We start from the raw sequence: 18,379 nt of genomic DNA on the forward strand, positions 1-18,379 counted from the left end.
GGTCCGTCAAGGTGGCGGCTGCCGCCCTCGCCAGGCTCGCCAGCACCATCCGGTCCCCAGCACCGCACAGCCGCCCAGCAGAACGGCGCCCGCGGCCATGGCGATTGCCATGCCCAGCGCACCGAAGATTGCCAGGATCAGCTGGACCAGGAAATCGAGAATGCCGCGCATGACCGGGACCATGCGCGCATGGTCCCGGTGCTACAACGCTTTCGCGGTGAACGGATGAGGCGTTAAGAGCCTTAGCCCTCCATCACCATGCGGACGAAATCGACCGTCTGGCGGGTGGCGAGGGCGAATTCGCCGGCGGTGGCCTGGAAGCTGCCAAACTGGGCGAACTCTTCCGGCTTCTGCGCTTCGAATTCGTAAGCCTTGCGGAAGCTCGGCAGCTTCATCAGCTTTTCTATGCTCTTCGGGTTCGGCTCACGCTCGATCGCCTTGGGATCGAAAGTCAGCTCGTCCTCCACTTCCATGCAGCCGAGGATGTAGCTCGGCGGGCAGGTATAGACCATGTCCGAACCGGCGAAGTCCTCGATGTGGCGCGACACGATCTTGCCGTTGTCGTCCTTTTCCACCCGCATCGAACACTGCAGCATCTTGGAGGGGTGGTTGATCGACTTGCCGAACCAGTAGGCGCGCTTGAGCACGGCTTCCTCGCCGTCGCGGATTTCCATCATGGAAAGGTCGATGCCGCGCAGCTTGGCTTCGCGCTGCCAGTCGCTGAGCTGGCCCAGCCGGCTCGACATGTGGGTGATGACGCTGCGATAGCGCGACAGGTCCACGCCTGCGGCACGGGCGCGCTGGAGGCCGGCGGTGACCGCCGCCATGCAGCGCGAATACTGCGACACGGTGAAGCTGGTGGTGTTGTTGGTGGAAATGCCGCGCGCGGTCAGCTCCTCCAGCACCTCGTAGCCTTCCTTGGAACCGGGCAGCTTGACCATCACGTTGGGACCCTGCTCGGCAATAGACAGGCCCTGTTCCAGCATCCGGTCGCCATCGGTCACGAAGCGCGGATCGACCTGGCCGGACAGCATGCCGTACTTGCCGTCGGTTGCGTCATAGACCTTGCGGATGGCGCTCGCGCCCTTCTTCACCAGGTCGAGGTACATCGCCCAATAGATGCCTTCGACATCCATGCCGGGGTTCTTGGCCGCGATCATCTTGATCTCGGCGCGCCACAGTTCCGGAGCCAGCTGGATCGCCTGGAGCGACAGGGGCGGGTTGGTGGTCACGCCGCGGAAGCCCATCTGGCCGCTCTCGTGGATCGTGCCGGCATCGTACAGGCGGGTGAGCTGCTCTTTCCATTCGGCGCGCTTGGCTTCGGGAGCCTTGGCCAGCGTTTCTTCCTTCCAGCTCGGATAGATCAGCGGCGACGAATCCCACCAGATTTCGGCTTCGGGATTGGTTTCGGCCAGCTTTTCGAGGACGTGCTTGGACATGGGTTTCTCCTGCGGGGCGCGGACGGACTCGCGCCGGTTCGATCATGCGCCGGTCCCCTAGCGCAATTGTGCGCCCCGGATAACCCCTCTGTGCGATCATGCGCCAAGACTGCGACAAAACATTACCAAAACCATTATTCCGTTCGATTATGAATACACTATAGTAGAAGCCTCTGACAAAGCTGGCTCTCATTCGAATTTTTGTTGCCGCCACGGCAGCCTTGATTGCAACGCCGGTCGCTGCCCAAGCTCCTGCGTCTGCTGCCCCTCCTGCCGCGACTGAGGCCGGCCAGGACGAGATCATCGTCCGACGCGGCCGACCGGAAGACGTCTCGCGGGGCCAGGTTCAGCGTCAGGCGCGGGACATTACTGCCACCCAGGATGTCTACCATACGCCATTGGCGCGTTTCGAAGGTTTCCTGTGCCCGGGGATCTTGGGCCTGCAGGTCGAATCGGCAATGTTGATGATTGACCGCATCCGTGACAATGCCCGAAGCCTCGGCATTCGCCTGCAGGAAGACGGGTGCGCGCCCAACTTCATCATCGCATTCGTGGAGGACAGTCAGTCTGCCATGCAGGGCCTGATGGACAGCAATTCCGGTATGTTCCTATACGTCCAGCCGGAAGAGCGCCGCCGCCTGCTCGCGCCCGGGCCGGTACATATCTACACCAGTGTCGAATTGCGCACCCGCGACGGGATCCCGATCTCGATGGAGCGGACCAACGCGGGGCCGCCAGTCTCGCAGCAAGCCATGGCCCACTCGCGAATCTATACCTCGACCCGGCGCGATATCGCTTCTGTGTTCGTGCTCTATGACAGGGATACGGTGCGCGGCATGTCGCTCAGCCAGTTGGCGGACTATGCTACCATGCGCGGACTGGCGCAGACAGAGCCAGCGGGGGATCTGACAATGAATTCGATCCTCAATCTGTTCAACCCGACCGGACCATACCCCGATGAGTTGACCGACTTCGACCGCGCTTACCTCAACTCCGTGTACGACTGGATTCCCAACCTCCCGGCGATGGCGAAGATCGGCAACGTCAATCGCGAACTTAACCGACTCGCCGCAGCCGCAGAGAGGCCGGAGGAATAAGTCCTTCGGCGTTGTAGGGGCAGAATTCAGACTTTCTGCACGGTAAAGCGGCCGTGCTTGCGGAAGCGCACCATCCACTTGTCGAGGAACAGCGACAGCGGGCGCGGGGTCACGCCCAGCTTGTCGATCCCCGGCAGGGTGCCTGTGGCGACATTTCCGGCCTTCAGCATGGCCCACTGGTCGGATGACATCGGCGTGCCGGGCAGGGCGGCAAACAGGGCTGACCCCGCATCGGGCACCGGCACCAGCAGGCGCCGGCGACCCTGGGCCGCGGCAATGGCGCGATGCAGTTCCATCATGGTCACCACGTCGGGCCCGGCCAGTTCATAGGTCTTGCCCCCGTGGCTGGCGGGATCTTCCAGCGCATTGGCGGCGGCAGCGGCGACATCGTTCACCCACACCGGCTGCAATTTCGCTTCGGGTCCGAATACCGGCAGGGCAGGCATCATCGAAACCAGCCCGGCGAACATCTGCACGAACTGGTCATCCGCCCCGAATATCACCGATGGGCGCAGGATGGTGGCCTGGGGGAATGCCTCTGTCACGAGCTGCTCGCCCAGCGCCTTGGTCGAGGCATAGGTGCCGTCGCTCGCCGGATCGGCCGACAGGCTGGAGAGATAGACGAAAGCCTCGGCGCCGCCTGCCTTCGCCGCCTCGGCCGCAATGCGCGCGCCTTCGGCGTGGAGCTGCTGCTGGCCCTTGCCGAAGGTGCCGACCAGCCACACCACAGCGTGCGCGCCCTGCACGGCGGCGCGGATGGAATCCGCGCTGTTCGCGTTGCATGGCATGAACTGCAATTGGCCGAGGTTGGCGAGCGGCTTCAGCGCCATGGCCTTGTGCGGATTGCGCGCCGCGACCCGCAGCCGCGCGCCGCGCTGCAGCAGGTCCTGCGCCAGGTGGCGACCGACGAACCCGTTGCCGCCGATCAGTACGACCAGCTCGTTGTCCAGCTTGCTGTGCGGCGAATTGCCCATTGCCAACCTATCGTTCGAGTAACGCCGAGGCTCCTGACCTCGCCATGGCCCTAAGCACATCGGCGCAGGCGGGGCAATATTGGCCCGAGCCCTGCAGCCACAATAGCTACCACAATCGCACGCCACCCTCACCATTCGCGTTGACAAGCCATACCCCGGTTCGCTAGTGGCCCGCGCCTACCCGGCAGCACGGCAACGATGTCCATGCTGCTTCCGGTGCCCAGATGGCGGAATTGGTAGACGCACCAGCTTCAGGTGCTGGCGCTCGCAAGGGCGTGGAGGTTCGAGTCCTCTTCTGGGCACCAACACTTTCGAGAACCTAGGGTTTCCGCGCTTTGCGCGTGAAATCCGTTGTTTACGGACGCTTCGCGGCACAAAGAGGCGGTACAAAGCGCCTCTCGCTAGGGGCGTTCTACCGTGGGCATTATGACCAAGCATCTTCAGCGCGACCTCCGCACGGGACGACTATCGTACCGCCGTGTTTATCCGGTGGAGTTGCGCCCGTTCATTCCACAGCAGCCGCGCGAGCTGAAGCGATCCCTCGGAGCGAAGTCACTTCAGGACCGCGAGGCGGCACTTCGCTACGCGCTGATCAACGATGAGTTTGAGAGGAACGTCCGCGCCGCTAGGCTGAAGTCAGAGGGTGGAACTCGTCCACTCACTGGTTCTGACGTGGAGTTCTTAACGCGAACCCATGCGCATCGGCTCCGCAAATGCCTGACCGATACCCATTTCGATCAGACCGACGCGGCGCGAGAGTGGCTTGGCGCTTCCGCGTGGCGCTTCGCTCCCTTCAGCTTCATGGACGATGCAGGAGCCGAGCAGGCGGGTAGCGGGCACGATGTAACTGGGGTCGCCGTTCCCGTCTTGGAACTGCTCATAGGCTGACATCACTTCTGCGATCTCTTGCGTGGCCAACCTACGCAGTTCAGCATCACTTGCTCTGGGGCGCTGGCGTTTCGGATCGTCGTTGCCCACAAACTGGCACGGATACATAAAGACGGGTGGGTTTTCCTGCGCGGGCGAGGTGCGCCGCTCCAAGATAACGTATGAGGTCTTCACTCGCGCGTTAGACCGCTGGAAGGCGTCGCCCGGGAGGGACACTACCGCCCTGATGAGGAACCACTGCCGAAGCTTATCGCGGAACCATGAGTACTTGTCGCCGCTGAGAATGCCATCGTCGAGCACGGTGATCATTCGACCGCCCGGCTTCAGCAGCCGAGCGTATCGTTCGATGAACAGTAGGACTGACCTAACCGACCCGTCTTCCGTCGCCCGCTCGCGTCCTATTTCATAGGTGTCTAGCATGCGCCGCTCTTCGGGCGTTGAGCGATCCAATGCTTTCGCAAACGGGGGGTTCGTAACGACCACGTCGAAAGGACTGCTCGCGAAGAGTTCCCGCAGCTCATCCTTTTCGTTGATGATTTCCGGCGGGTCTGTGTCTGCATCGTTCAACGCCGGGTCCAAGGCGTTGAGGTGGAAGATACGAGTGCCGCCATCTCCGTGCAAATACATGTTCAGCCGAGCAATTCGGGCCAGGATGGGAGCGTTGGCAACGTCAACTCCCACGATGGCCTCGTTCGCAATTCTGTGCTTGATCTCCAGCTTCCTGTCAGGCGCGAGATCGGCCCGAGCGTCGACCTTCGCCCACATGTCGGCGAGAACGTCGATCAAAAACCCGCCCGTGCCGCAACAAGCGTCGAGGATCAGGTCGGTGTGCCTCTCCCCGTCCGGCCCCCGGGCATCGGCCTTCAACTGCGCGAGTTTAACCCCCAGCTTCACCAGACTTCGTGGAGTGAAAAACTGGCCTAGGTCCTTGCCCCGCATGGTGGCGTTGAGGAAGGTCTCGAACAGCCTTCCATTAAGGTCAGCGTCGATACCGAAGAGGAAGAGCGGCTCCAAGCGCTTCACCACTCCTTGGATGGTCTCCGGGTTGAGGCTTATCCTTGCGCCTTCGGGGAATATGCGTTTCCGGGTTCCACGGGCTATGTCCCGCTCCATGTCGTCCATGAAGCGACGGAATAGGATGTCACTCACCGGATTGGCAGCGTTCGCCTCGTTTTGGGTGATCCATCCGAGTGAGAATTGGACTTCGCCAGCCGGTATCTCGAACTCATCCTGTTCAAGTGCTTCAGGGTGATTGTCTCGGATGCGCCGGTCGGACAGCAGCTTCAATGAGATGAGCTTGACGAACTCGGAGAAGGCATCGGACTGACTGATGTTGTCTTTCCGATAGATGTGCTGGTGGCACCAGCTGAAGGCAGCGTTGACATCAGCAATCGATGGCCTCTGCATCGACAGGGTTTCGGCAGAAGCCTGATCACCGGCTACGATGTTTTCCCGGCTCAGGAGGCTTCTCAGTTCATCGAATTGTGCGTTGCCGTCAGTGAGGCTCGTGAACGGCAAGGTGAAGAGGGGCCTGTTTCTGTCAACGTGATAGACGCGTGTTTCGGTGGCGTTCGTCAGCAGGTAGTGCCGCACTGGACGCTCTCCAGCCCGATCCCCGTTTAGTAGAACGGCGTAGGCGCGTGCTTGCCACTGGTGCTGGTCGAGATCGGTATTCGGCTCCTTCGCCTCGACAATGCATCGCACCGCGCCGCCAACTAACAAGGCGAAGTCCGGCCGATAGCGTTCCTGAGGGTGCCCTCTCATCCCCCCAACGGTGAGGGTTGCTAGACTGTCCTTGGGCCGTATCTCGTGGTCGGAGAACCCAAGGTCCTCCAGCATCCGCCGGACCAAGTTCTGCTCGACATCGGCCTCATTCAGAAGCGCATCATACGAGCAATACTTGTTCTGCATACAGTCCTCTCCCATTCGGTCACGTGGTCCTAACGGGGTAAAGGGCCTAGTGAAAGGGGCATCTCCCCGAGCGCTCAAGTCCTTCTGTCTTAGCGATTACGGGCTCTCCGCGCTTGCCCGAGGTACAAAGTGACGGTACATTGGCGCGAGCGAGGCAGTACGGAAACAGCAGAGTTCCGCCAGTTTTGGGAGGGGGGTTCCCCGTCCTCTTCTGGGCACCATTTGTTCTTCCCTTGTTCTCTCAGATTTTCTAAAAAAACGGCGGAAATCCAAGGGAATCGGCCCTGGATGTGTCCCGGATCGTGCCTCTTGATTTCGGGACGTTTTGGTGCGTTTTGCGGGCCTTTTGCGGGCTTTTGCAAGATTCGCCGATGAAAAGGCCCGCACATGGCTTTGACCGAAAACCGGATTCGCTTGCTCAAGGCAAAGGACAAACCGTACAAAATTACCGACTATCGCGGTCTCTATCTCGAGGTCACTCCGTCCGGCGGCAAGCTGTGGCGATTCCGCTATCGCGTGGGCAATGTCGAGAAGAAGCTTGCAATCGGACCCTATCCCGAAATCAGCCTGAAACAGGCGCGGGAAGCAACCCATGGAGCGCGCCATCTCGTCGCATCCGGAGGAGATCCTGCGCTTGAAAAACGCAAGCTGAAAACCAGGCAAAGCTTCCTTGCTGCCCAGACCTTCGAAGCGATTGCACGCGAGTACATTGACCAGATGATGGTGCAGAACGGCCTGGCCGAAGCAACCCTGATCAAGGCCAACTACTTCCTCGACCAGCTTGCCCCTGCAATCGGCAAACGCCCGATCGACGAGATCGAGCCATTCGAAGTCCTAGCACCGCTCAAGAAACTGGAAGCACTGGGCAAGCACGAGACTGCCAAGAAGTGCCGTTCGTTCGCCGGGCGGGTGTTCCGCTATGCTGCGGCGACAACGCGATGCCACGACGATCCGACAATCATGTTGAAGGGGGCCTTGGTGAAACCCCGGGCCAAGCACTATGCCGCCATCCTCGAGCCCAGGGAACTCGGCGGCCTACTCAGGTCGATCGACCAATACACCGGCTATCCAACCCCCTTCGCGGAAGGCAGCGTCGTCGATATTCGCCTGGAAAGACTGGGAGGCATCCGCGTCATCGGCCGATCGAAAACTCAAACTGTGAACGTCCTGTTCCTGTCAGATGGATTCCGCGTCACGTCGGTGGTGGTCCTCGGGAAGCCTCGACGCCACATCCTTAGCGGCATTCTCGCCAACCTTGCTGCAAACCGGACGGGATGCGTAACAACCTGCTACCTGACCTACCGGGCATCGTCCGAATGGGGATCGCGTTCGCCACTGGCCCGATTCAGGCCCGAGTACTTCCTTGAACACGATGACCGGGCAGACCTCATCTCCGGTCTGAACGGCTATTGCAGAAAACCCCTCAATTTCCACTACCGCCGCGTCAATCGCGAGAACCTGTGGTCCTATCTGAAGGAGTTCGAGTTCCGCTTCAATCGACGGCACAATTCCGAGAACATCTTCCGGGACCTTGTTTCGCAATTTCCGGACCTCAGCGAGCCTGCAGTTCGGCACCTGGCAGGGATATATACAGCATCGCAACCCAGCGTTGCGAGTTGATGATGCCGATGCGACCGGGAACAGGCATCAGGGAATTCGTCGAACGCTTTCCCGACGCAGACGCCTGTCTTGACCATATCTTCCGATCGAGATGGGGAGACCACACGGCCTGTCCAAAATGCGGCCAGTTCGGCACCTGGGCCAAGGTGAAGGGCAAAAACTCCTATCGCCATTCGTGCCGCTCCCACATCAATGTCCTCAAAGGAACGATCTTTCACAAGTCGAACCTGCCGCTCAACCTGTGGTTCTATGCACTACTGCTGGCCGCCAATTCTTCCCACGGTGTGCGCGCTAGCTTCCTGCGCAAGCAGCTTGGTCTCGGTCTGAAAAGCTCGCACCGCCTGCTGGACGCTATCAGATGGCAAATGGCTGCCTACAGCCGTCCGACAATGGTGGGAGGCCCGGGCAAGAAGGTGACCATTGATGAGGCGCAGATTCAGAATATTACCTTGCCGGACCACTCCAGACAGTCGGTGATCGTCATGGGCATCGCATGTGAGGGCCTTCTGCTCTGCGGCATTTTGCCGGACCGAAAGAGGGCCACACTGGTGAGGAATATCGACAGGTTTGTCAGGCCCGGATCAACCATAGTGACCGACTGCTGGACAGGCTACCAGACCCTCAAGGAACTTGGGTGGGACCACATTGCGGTAAACCACCAGCGGGCGTTCCACGATTTCCAGGGCAATACGACCAACGAAGTCGAGACCTACTGGACGATCCTTAAACGCACGATCCGGGCATACCGTCAGATGAGCATCGTCAACCTACCTGCCCTGCTGGGCGAGGTGGAATTTCGCTATAACCGGAGACAATCCCCGGTCTCCATCTTCGACGAGATGATCGCCAAGCTAGACAGTTTTCCTGACGGCAACTTGAGCGCTCCAGTCCAGCGATATGTCTGGGACCCATGACCGTAAGTGGAACTGCGTTGTTCGCCAAGGGATGGGTACGCCCATCCGCGGGATGGACCCGCCAACTCACCCAGCATTATCCTCCGGTGCCAAGCGCGCTCCATCTCTGCAAGACCGTTCGAACATACTGCGGGGTTTCCCCGTTCCGGGGAATCCGCCACGACCGCGACACCGCACCGGGACCGGCATTGTATGCCGCAAGGGCAAGGTGGACGGCGCCAAAGCGGTCAATCATCGCCCGCAGGTACCGGGCCCCGCCGTCAATGCTGGCATCCGGATCATACCGATCATGCACTCCGAGATCACGGGCTGTTGCAGGCATCAGCTGCGCAAGGCCAACCGCGCCTGCCACGCTGACAGCCGACGGGTTGAAACGCGATTCTGTCCAGATGAGGGCACGCAGCAGGTTCGGAGGGAGCCCATGTCGCCGTTCCGCCTCCGCGATTGCAGGTAGGAAAAGCGCTTCGCGAAAGGACAAGGCAGCCTTAGTTGATGGATCGAAGACCTCCATAGGAGGGCGGGTGCCGTGATCGGACTCTGCAGGAGCTTTCGTCACATGCTCGTAAAGGGTGAACCCCGATGCCGCTACGGATCCGGAGGTGGCAAGCTCCAGCCCTAGCGCGATGATGGCGGCCAATGCTCTCCGATACCTCATCGTAACCCATGATTTGTTGCGTCGGTGATTTGGAACATATACAGAACAACTTCTGTAGGAAACCGGTTTTTGGCGGATTGAGAGATTTGGATTGGGTCGACCTGAGCTGACTTCCAATCGCTGCCAAGTCAGATCACCTCAGGTGACGAGTTGAAATTAGCGAAACGGGCTGGCCGGTTTGCGTGGTCTGGGCATGTCGGCCCCCTATCCTGGTTTTGCCGTCGGGTTAGCGGTACATTTGCTTTGACAGGAGTACTATAACCTAGGGCAGCTGCGATTCTGGATCTATCGAACAGCGTGCGCCATTATCTTGAGGACACCCGTCTTATGCCCTGTCATCGTGTTTGGGGACGCTGAAGCAAATGGTGGTTCCAGACGGTCCCGTTTGCTCTACCCAGATTTTTCCCCCCATCCCTTCAATAAGGGTACGGCTGATCGCGAGACCGATCCCGAGCCCCCCTGCCTTCGAAGTGGAGAAAGATGAAAGGACTTCCAGTTCTGTGGCTGGAAAACCAGGCCCTTCGTCATGTACGCAGACCTCCACAAGCCCCCCTTTACCTCGCCGCACGCTCACCGATATCTTTGGCGCGACAAATGAAGCTTCTAGTGCATTTCGAAAAAGGTTTCCGAGAATTTGCTGAATCTGAATGGGGTCAGCAAGGACTACTTCCGTTTCGATGTCATGCTTGCTTTCGACGCTGACCTTTGAACCTGGATTTGCAGCTTCGAACTGGGTGATCGCGCTCCTGATTACTGCTGCTAGCGAGATCAGCTGGATTTGAGGCTGCCCGCTACCGATCTGGTTTCTCACCCTCCGAATTATCTCTCCGGCGCGATAAAGCTGTTCGCGCACAGCGGTCAGTGCCTCGACAAGGATTTCATTTGCCGGGTCACTTCGCCCCGTCAAAATGCGCATGCTGCCGCTCAGGTAGTTCGACGCTGCCGTAAGTGGTTGGCTGAGCTCATGCGCGATGGTCGCAGCAACCGCCTTCAGTGCATCAAGCTTAGATAGCAGACCAACCTGCTGCCGAAGTGATTCCAGCAACTTGCCTGGTGTGATGTCCTGATCGGTCCCGTGCATGCCGAGAACTTCTCCGGCAGCACCGAAGTCAGCAATTGCAACAACATGCCGGTGAGTGATGGCGCCGCTCGGCAGACGTACGGCCAGTTCGAATTCCTGCTGGCCTCCGAATGTCCTGCACTGCTCCAGAGCAGCCTGAAATGCTGCGATGCCGTGCGGACCGACCAACTGCGATAAATCCATTCGGGACAGGCGATTTTCGGCGCTCGGTCGTTCGTACATCGTGCACAAATCCTCGGACCACACGAATTCCTCTCGCTGCAGATCATATCTCCAGTCACCGAGTTTGGCGATTTGCTGGGCATTTCGCAGCCGGGAGTTGGCTGCCATTATCTCGGTTTCATGGGACTTTCGTCGCCGGCCGAGAACGAAAGTCAGCCACGCTGCAACCATTGTTGCGAGCGATATTAGCGCACCTCCAAGATAATAGCCGATTGCCCTACTTCGGACAGGACCCAGCACCTCATCAGCGGACACGCCTGAGGTTACGAAGATTCCATACTGCGGTAACCGGCGGTGGCTAAAATATCGAACCAGGCCGTCTAGCGAACTGGGTCCGAGGTAAGTTCCGTAAGGGTTTTTCTCTTGCATCTGCATCACCAGCGTACCCTGCAGATCTTCTCCGAAGCTTAGCGCATTGCCTTCGCGTCTGGCGAGAGTGATCCCGTCCAGATTGATAACTGAAACAAGGTCAGTTGTGTTGAGCTCAGCATTTTGCAAAAAGCTCGTCAGTTCCTTCGGAAGTATCCGGATGCTTACGATACCTCCCATGCTTCCGTCAGCCAGATTGACCCGGCGCGTCAGCAGCAAGAGCCATTCTTCGCTACCATTGGAACGTGAAGGATGGCTAACAAACAGCGTGGTCGAATTGTTTGACAGGTGTTGTCTAAAAAAATCAGCCTCATATACGTTCAACGATTGCGGAGGGGGCGCCACGGTGGTTGCGATCAGATCACCCGCGCGATTGAACACGCTGATCTCGCTTAAGCCGGGAGCACGCAGCGCGGCATCATCGATCGTGAGTACTGCCGGGCGAGTTGACGAGGCTAGCTCGAGACTGGGGGCATACTGTTCGCTAATGAAAGTCCCCGCGAGTTCCGCTCCCTCGAGGGTGCGCCTGACATACTGCTCAAACGCGATAACTCTATGTATATTGGTTCTGACCGCAGCGTTAATAGCCTGGCGTTCCTCGTACCTCACCTGGCTGAATACAAAGATCCAAACAAGAAGAACTATGCCGATCGAAGCGACCGCAGGTCCCCATTTCATCGATGATCCTGGGAAGCGAGTCATGATCCAAGCAGCAAGGGTGGGGAAACGACACCCAGTCCGGTTCGGGCCAGTCTCACTTTGAGCAGCAGGAAGCGGCGACTGATAGCTGACCGCGTCAGAGCGGCCTCACGCCAGCGACTGTTGCGATTCGCAAAACTTCCGCCGGCAACTTTGCGCACAGTCGCTCCATAAGGTTCACCAAATACTGTTCCGCCGTTCGAACGCTAAAGCCGAGTAGGTGCGGTACACCTGCCGGGGAAGCCTGCACCGGACCCTGCCAGCGTCGCGCGCTGGTCCACCCATCGGCTGTTCACGTGGATAGATTGAAGCGCTGACCAGGGTATCATGGTTTCAACATTTGTCAGGCCATTTCCCTCACCGGGTGAAGGCACAGTTTGCGGCATTGCACTGACGCCATAGCTTTGGACAATTTCCAGCTGGGAATTTTCGTCCGCTGACTTCTTTGCCGGGGCGAAGAACCGGTGCAGCCACTCATTGATGTTCACCGACGCCCAGAAGGCGTTCGTCACCAAGCAGGGTGTTTTGCTGGCGCTTGGCGCGGGGATCTGCCCTCACGCATGCAGCAACAAACGGCGTCTGGCTCGTAGAAGTACGATCGGCGCCTGAGTGGTTCCTTTAGGCTTCAAAGACTAGGTCAGTCTCGGGTGCCGTTCCCCAGTTGTGCTTACCCCCAGGCAACTTCGGCACCCACTTTTTCCACCCAAGACCAAAAATCTGATAGATTATCTATGGTGGCACGAGCCGGACCTCTTGCCGCAATGTGATCATTGATAGTCCGAGCCCATCAAAGCCTAAAAAAGCGGGCGTCTTACCTGTCGACAGTGGATGACACTCGTCCTCCCGATCCGCCAAAGCAAGTGCTGGCAGGGGTGGCTTCACCTATCCGTCGATCACCCTATCGGTTGACTGCTTCGTTCACCAGCTCCCCCGCGCAAGGCACTCCGGTGGGGATTCTGAACCGGAAAGTTGCTCCACGGTTGCGGTTGTTTTCAGCAACCAGTTTCCCCGAATGAGCCTCGACAATCGTCCTGCATATGGAAAGACCGATACCTGTTCCGTCCGGCCTTGACGAAACGAACGGTTCGAACAGGGACGCCATGACTTCCGCCGATATCCCTGACCCGGTATCGCAAACCGCGACCTCGGCCTGGCCATCCACTTCAGCAGACGTAACCGTGATTTCCCGGAATTCCATCCCCGCCGTTGCAATGCAGGCGTTGCTGATCAGGTTGATAACTACCTGCTGGATCTGGACGGGATCGCCGAAGCCCTGCAGCCCTTCCTGCAGGACGTAACGTACCCTGATCCCTTCAGGCGAGCCCGCCAGGGCAATCCTGCAAGCCTCGACGATCTGGTCATTCAAAGCGAAATGAAAGGCCGTTATGTTCGACTTGGCAGTCAACCTGCGGATCGCCCTGATGATATTGCCGGATTTCAGGGTACACCGTTCAATGCCATCCAGGATTTCCTCCTGCTCGCTCGCGATCTGTTCGCGCTCGCTACCTTTGGCCCCAGAGAGATTCCGCAGCGCCGCTACATACAAGGCAATGGCGGCAAGTGGCTGATTGAGTTCGTGGGCCAGGGTAGATCCCGTTGCCTCGATCGCGCTAACCCGTGACAGGTGGATATGTTGGGACTGGAGAGCCTGCAACTGCAGTTGCGCCTCCTTTTCCCTCGTAATGTCCTGCTTCGTGCCAAAGATCTTGGTTGCGCGACTGCTCTCCTGTTGGACATCTCCGGTTATCCTGATCCAGCGCAGATTTTTGCATTGGGTCCTGATCGCCACATCTACATTGAAGCTCGAACAGGTTGCGATTGCTTGGGCCCGGCGCCTTTCCATCTCTCGGCGAGAGTTGGGTTCATAACACGCAAGCGTCGCCGCCCGATCAATCACCGAGCCGACAGGTAGGTCGAACATTTCGTATACCGCCGGGGTCCAGGTCAGTCTTTCGGTCAAGAGATCGCATTCCCAAACTCCGATTTTCCCGAGTTTGGAAATCCTATCGTACATCTTTTGGAGCTCGGATGGTGTTTTCACTAGGTCCTGTCTCCAATTATAGCAGTGGAGTTAATTATAACGGGCCTCGCGTTGAAAAAACTAGGCGCTACTGGAATGCGCGTTATCAGATTAACAATGGAAAGTGCTGGCAACCTGCCAATAGGAAGTTCTATCTTCTTTTGCGTCCCGGCCCTGTATCAAGTCTTGTCTGTCCGGAGGTTGTTGGCGCGTCTGGATCGACAGCGCCTTGACCCTCAGGCATTGAGTTGACGCAGCTTGGCATACCCAAGGGAGCACTCGCGGAGTGGATACTATACCTGCCCTCTCATCGCTCGACTCGAATTCCGGCTTACATGGGCGCACAAGGCCTTGATGCGCAAGTTTACGGGAACGAGCCCCGGCCTGCCATCAGCAAGGAGCACCGCGACCCTCCCCTGGTGGCGCGCATTTATCGGACCGGCTGCTTGCCGAACGGTTAATGCGTCCCGCGTAGATCTGACAGATTTCGCTCCCCGCAGATAAGTGCAATTGACGCATCAAGGAGGGGCCAATGCGCAAAGCTCTTATCGCAAGACCGATCGCACGCAATTTTATCAACCAGAACCAAATCCAGGAGATCGCAGACCGGAGGGACGAACTTCGCGTCCAAACAGTGATGCGGGTCGCTCGTATTATCGCCGATCGGGACGAGGGACTGGTGTGCGTAAAGAACCTGTCGGACACTGGGGCGTGTCTTCGGCTCAGTATACCAGTACGCCTGGGTGAAAAGCTGACCCTTGAAATGGTGGAAGGCGAGGCGATATCCGCGAGCATCATCTGGACAGATGGACGCGAGTGCGGGCTGCGCTTTGACCAAAGTATCGATTGCGCAGAGCTACTTTCCCGGCGGACCAGTTCTGCCGAGCGGGGCATCAGCCGACCCCTCCGCCTGAACATATCGAAGCCAGCAGTGGTCAGGAGCGAGTGCGGCCTTCTTCTGGCGGCGGTGGAAGACGTTTCGCACCGTGGCATGAAGATCAGGCACGACGGCAGCCTGAACAAGAATATGGTCGTCAAGGTCACTCTGCCATCAGGCCTCGCACGCAGCGGGGTGGTGCGCTGGTCACGCGGCAATATCGCCGGCGTCCTGTTGTTGGAACCATTCTGCACCGATGAGCTGGGCTCATCGCGTGCGCTCTAGTCAATCACTTTGCTGCGGCGGTCGTGATATTGGAGCAGCAGACTGCCAGGTTCAACTTCAGCCGCTGTGGCAATCGCCACAACCTCGCCCACGCTCTTGACCCCCAATTTGGCCAGCGCTTTGCTACGGTGCAATTCCACCGTTCGGAAAGAAATCCCCAAGCGATGGGCCATCTGTTTGTTGCCAGCGCCCTCCATCAGCATTTCAATAACCTGACACTCGCGTTTCGATAATCGGCCGAACAGCAGGCGGGCGTTATCCCGGCGAAGCCACCGGTGCGCGGCCTGGTCCAGGGCAGTGAAGGCTTGTTCAAGCGCCTGTGTGAGAATATCGGCAGCGAACGGTTTTTCGATAAATTCCATTGCCCCCAATTTGATCGCTCGCACAGCAGTCGACACGTTTCCGTGCGCGGTCAACATTATGACTGGCCACTCGAAATCGCGCTCGGCAAGTGTTTCGAGAACCTGAAATCCGTCGAGTTCGGCCATCCGGATGTCGAGCAGGATCGGCCCCGGAACAAGGTGAGGCAGTTCGTCGATGAAATCCTGCGGAGAACCAAATGAGCGGGGCGTAAGAGATACGCTCGTAAGGAGGAAATGGAGCGAAGTGCGGATATCACGATCGTCATCAACGATGTACACGTATCGATCGGCTGACGGCATATCATGGGCGACCTTCGTCGGATTCTCCATCCCCATCCTTTCGAATTAAATAGATCCCTTGTACCCAGGGATTATCGACCCATCCTGCCAGCAGTGCGGTTCTTCCTTTTCTCCCAAGGCTCAATCCGCGACATGGCAAAAAGTTCCCGCAATTTGGCTTGCCCACCATACTTCCGTCGTCAGACCGGCCCTGGGGTACTGTCAGACTAACCCCATTTTGGTTCATTGCCTTAACCGGCTCCCGCTTTCATGGCACGACTCCTGGCCCAGCCAAGGAAATCTAAGGCCGAAAACTCCATCTGCGAATGGTCCAGTTTTCAGGCGGCAGAGCAGCCCTTTGCAAGGGTTACTTCGGCAACGGTCCACAATACGACTCACCGTCGTCGGACACAGGGGCAATCCACCTCGTCAGGCTGGGTCTTGCAGAAGGTATTGAAACCGCTCTGGCCGCAGCAGAGATGTTCGGCATTCCATGCTGGGCGGCTCTTGCCAATCAGAGCTTCGGTCGCGTCTCGATACCGGCCAGCGTCCGCGAATTGCGCCTGTTTCTCGATAACGATGACGCGCCAGGCGCATTCCCGGACCGGGTGCGAAATCGTCTCCCATGTTCCTGTGACACCGGAGTTTGGCTGGAATGATGAGCTCATGACACGCCAGGAGCATCAGATCCGGCCTCCTTTCCCAGAGGAGAGGCGGCATGGGCCCCGGTGAGGCCGGCGGATGAGCCATGGCCTTGTCAGGAGGTTTGCCATGTCCGTTTCATCACCCCTATTCGCCTTTGAAGAAACCGTCCAACCGCCCGTACTCACAGCAGCACGCGAAATCTCGGCCCGGCTTGCTGCGGGCACCCGCGTATCGCGCTCAGACATCAATTTCATCCTTACCGGTGGATTCGGCGGTACGGATGCCGATGGAAGCTGGTCGGTGCGCGACGCCCATGTTGCCCTGGAACTGGCGCAGGCACTCTACCTGCAAGCTGCCCGACAGTTCGTTCCGACCATGCCGATTCCCCAGGTGACCTTTTCGCTCGATCTGCGGCTTGGCGCCCGCGCCGGCTTCAAGCGCAACGAACAGATGCTTTCGCTCGAACCGCGATACGTCGTTGCCTTCCCCGGCAATGGCGTGCTTGAACGCCTTGTGATCGAGGCCAAGGCCCGACGGATCACCGTGGTCGATCGCCGTGGTCCGCTGGGTACCTGCCCCAAGACCCAAACCCCTTGATCGGGCTTGAGACCGCACATTTACCAGAGCCTCTCGCCCGTCTGCCCATAGGCTATCCCGCAATCCCGCGAGGCGAGGTCATGGCGGGATAATCGCCGGACTCTTGCCGTCTTCGAACCCATCGCACCGGGAAGAGCAACGGACTTTAAGCACCACGACCCGGCAACAAGACACCTGTGCGCCGGAAAGCGGTCTGCCGTGCCTTGCGAGGGTGGTCACCTGCACCTGAATGCTGCTCAGGCAGCCTGGCGGACTCCGTTTCGTCCAAAGCGCTTGACCTCGTAGAGCGCGCGATCCGCCGCATCGAACAGCGCGCGACGGTCACCAGTAGGCAGGTGTCCAGCGACACCACAGCTGATGGTCACATGCATCTGGCGTCGATCGGTCGCGGAGATCCGCGTGTCGGACACGCACGAGCAGATCCGCTGACAGGCTGCGAGGGCGGCTTCCTCGTCGCAACGAAAGAGAACGGCAAATTCATCCCCGCCGATGCGTCCGACGGCATCGTCCTGGCGCACGTGTGCGGCGATAATCTCGGCCACGACCACCAGCACCTCGTCACCGGAGGCGTGGCCGTAGGTATCGTTTATCCTCTTGAACTGGTCGAGATCGATCAAGGCCAGTGTTGTCGGGCCGGAATCGTCCAATGCCTCTGCCACCCTGCGTTCGAAGCCTGCCCGATTCAATGTCTGGGTAAGCTCGTCGGTGTGAGCGCGCCGGTGAAGGTCGTCGTTCATGATCCGCTGGCTGGTGATATCGCGCAGCGTAACTACCGAGCTGGTCATGCAGCCGTCGATCATGATCGGCGTCATGCTGCCTTCCACCCAGCTCTTCCGGTCGCCTGAAAGCTGGAACTCGTGCGAGAAGGGTTCGGGTCGCAAGAAGTAGTTATGGGCATCCAGCATCGCCAACGGCATCGCCACGCGTTGCGCCAGTTCGACGACATTGCGTCCCACGATCTCACCGTGTTCCAGTCCCAGCATCGACCTGGTGGGTCCGCCGCAGAATGTGCAGCGGCCATTTGCATCGAAGGTGAAGATGACGTCCTTGCCATGTACGAGCAGCTGGCGAAGCATCTGCTCGCGGTCAGCTAGCCGGGCCATCGCATCGCTGCGCGCCGTGACAATTGTTACCACTACCAATCCGGTGACGAACAGCACGCCGAGATAGACCTGGAAGAAGGTGACCTTGCGGAATTCGTCGATGGCAAGAAGGTTCAGAGGACCATACCCATTGATCGTAACCCCGGTTGCAACGACAGCAAGAATGAGAACGGCAATCTTCACGCCGATTCTGCCGAGCCAGATTGCAACCAGCACAAGCGCGCAAACAGGCAGGAACAGCAGCGGCAGATGGTCTTGCGAGAAGGTAACGTGAACCACCAGCGAGAACATCAGCAGCGCGCCAGCCATATTGCGCCATTGGCGCCGGCTCTGCTGCTGCAG

General features: G+C 58.8%; 15 protein-coding genes, 1 tRNA gene and 1 pseudogene. 8 read left to right on the top strand and 9 right to left on the bottom strand.

The features are described 5' to 3' along the window. Window positions 1–6: 6 nt before the first annotated feature. Both M3P36_RS14475 and M3P36_RS14480 read right to left on the bottom strand, forming a co-directional pair. Complete coding sequence (locus M3P36_RS14475; protein ID WP_249704417.1) at window positions 7–171, bottom strand: hypothetical protein; 165 nt, start codon at window positions 169–171, stop codon at window positions 7–9. Between the two features lie 71 nt (window positions 172–242). Next, window positions 243–1,439, bottom strand: coding sequence for a transaldolase family protein (locus M3P36_RS14480; RefSeq protein ID WP_249704418.1), 1,197 nt, complete (start codon window positions 1,437–1,439; stop codon window positions 243–245). 464 nt (window positions 1,440–1,903) lie between these two features. On the opposite strand from M3P36_RS14480, the gene M3P36_RS14485 reads away from it, so the two are divergent. Further along, window positions 1,904–2,536, top strand: coding sequence for a hypothetical protein (locus M3P36_RS14485; RefSeq protein WP_249704419.1), 633 nt, complete (start codon window positions 1,904–1,906; stop codon window positions 2,534–2,536). A gap of 26 nt (window positions 2,537–2,562) precedes the next feature. Here the strand turns inward: M3P36_RS14485 and M3P36_RS14490 are convergent, their stop codons facing one another. Further along, window positions 2,563–3,510, bottom strand: coding sequence for a complex I NDUFA9 subunit family protein (locus M3P36_RS14490; protein WP_249704420.1), 948 nt, complete (start codon window positions 3,508–3,510; stop codon window positions 2,563–2,565). Between the two features lie 218 nt (window positions 3,511–3,728). Here M3P36_RS14490 and M3P36_RS14495 point away from each other — a divergent pair. Next, window positions 3,729–3,815: transfer RNA gene (locus M3P36_RS14495), tRNA-Leu, on the top strand. A gap of 376 nt (window positions 3,816–4,191) precedes the next feature. On the opposite strand, the gene M3P36_RS14500 is transcribed toward M3P36_RS14495, so the two are convergent. Beyond that, window positions 4,192–6,309 (bottom strand): N-6 DNA methylase, encoded by a 2,118-nt coding sequence (locus M3P36_RS14500; protein ID WP_249704421.1) that lies wholly within the window; start codon window positions 6,307–6,309, stop codon window positions 4,192–4,194. A gap of 387 nt (window positions 6,310–6,696) precedes the next feature. Between M3P36_RS14500 and M3P36_RS14505 the strand changes: the two genes are divergently transcribed. Continuing rightward, on the top strand, window positions 6,697–7,929 hold the full coding sequence (locus M3P36_RS14505; RefSeq protein ID WP_249704422.1) for a tyrosine-type recombinase/integrase: 1,233 nt from the start codon (window positions 6,697–6,699) through the stop codon (window positions 7,927–7,929). Next, window positions 7,929–8,843 (top strand): IS1595 family transposase, encoded by a 915-nt coding sequence (locus M3P36_RS14510; RefSeq protein ID WP_249704429.1) that lies wholly within the window; start codon window positions 7,929–7,931, stop codon window positions 8,841–8,843. Before M3P36_RS14505 ends, M3P36_RS14510 begins: the two co-directional genes overlap by 1 nt. Window positions 8,844–8,919: 76 nt before the next feature. Here M3P36_RS14510 and M3P36_RS14515 read toward each other — a convergent pair whose 3' ends face one another. Beyond that, entirely contained in the window at window positions 8,920–9,498 is a 579-nt protein-coding gene (locus tag M3P36_RS14515; protein WP_249704423.1) for a lytic transglycosylase domain-containing protein, read from the bottom strand. 325 nt (window positions 9,499–9,823) lie between these two features. Beyond that, window positions 9,824–11,848, bottom strand: a complete 2,025-nt coding sequence (locus M3P36_RS14520) for an ATP-binding protein (RefSeq protein ID WP_249704424.1) — start codon at window positions 11,846–11,848, stop codon at window positions 9,824–9,826. A gap of 501 nt (window positions 11,849–12,349) precedes the next feature. Here M3P36_RS14520 and M3P36_RS15215 point away from each other — a divergent pair. After that, window positions 12,350–12,478, top strand: coding sequence for a hypothetical protein (locus tag M3P36_RS15215; RefSeq protein WP_283773508.1), 129 nt, complete (start codon window positions 12,350–12,352; stop codon window positions 12,476–12,478). Between the two features lie 289 nt (window positions 12,479–12,767). On the opposite strand, the gene M3P36_RS14525 is transcribed toward M3P36_RS15215, so the two are convergent. Beyond that, window positions 12,768–13,883, bottom strand: coding sequence for a sensor histidine kinase (locus M3P36_RS14525; protein ID WP_249704425.1), 1,116 nt, complete (start codon window positions 13,881–13,883; stop codon window positions 12,768–12,770). 538 nt (window positions 13,884–14,421) lie between these two features. On the opposite strand from M3P36_RS14525, the gene M3P36_RS14530 reads away from it, so the two are divergent. Next, entirely contained in the window at window positions 14,422–15,051 is a 630-nt protein-coding gene (locus M3P36_RS14530) for a PilZ domain-containing protein (RefSeq protein ID WP_249704426.1), read from the top strand. On the opposite strand, the gene M3P36_RS14535 is transcribed toward M3P36_RS14530, so the two are convergent. Further along, the gene (locus M3P36_RS14535; RefSeq protein ID WP_249704427.1) at window positions 15,048–15,743 is read right to left on the bottom strand and encodes a response regulator transcription factor; all 696 of its coding nucleotides are present in this window, start codon (window positions 15,741–15,743) and stop codon (window positions 15,048–15,050) included. The two genes, M3P36_RS14530 and M3P36_RS14535, sit on opposite strands and share 4 nt — an antisense overlap. A gap of 428 nt (window positions 15,744–16,171) precedes the next feature. On the opposite strand from M3P36_RS14535, the gene M3P36_RS15370 reads away from it, so the two are divergent. Continuing rightward, a complete protein-coding gene (locus M3P36_RS15370) occupies window positions 16,172–16,351 on the top strand; it encodes a hypothetical protein (protein ID WP_502798390.1) in 180 nt (59 codons plus the stop codon). A 367-nt stretch (window positions 16,352–16,718) separates the two neighbouring features. After that, window positions 16,719–16,934, top strand: a pseudogene (locus M3P36_RS14545) (chromosome segregation ATPase); the annotation flags it as partial. 236 nt (window positions 16,935–17,170) lie between these two features. Here M3P36_RS14545 and M3P36_RS14550 read toward each other — a convergent pair. Beyond that, the coding region (locus tag M3P36_RS14550; protein WP_249704428.1) for a sensor domain-containing diguanylate cyclase at window positions 17,171–18,379 on the bottom strand (1,209 nt) is incomplete at its 5' end.

The organism is Altererythrobacter sp. KTW20L (assembly GCF_023501975.1).
Classification (GTDB): Bacteria; Pseudomonadota; Alphaproteobacteria; order Sphingomonadales; family Sphingomonadaceae; genus Alteraurantiacibacter.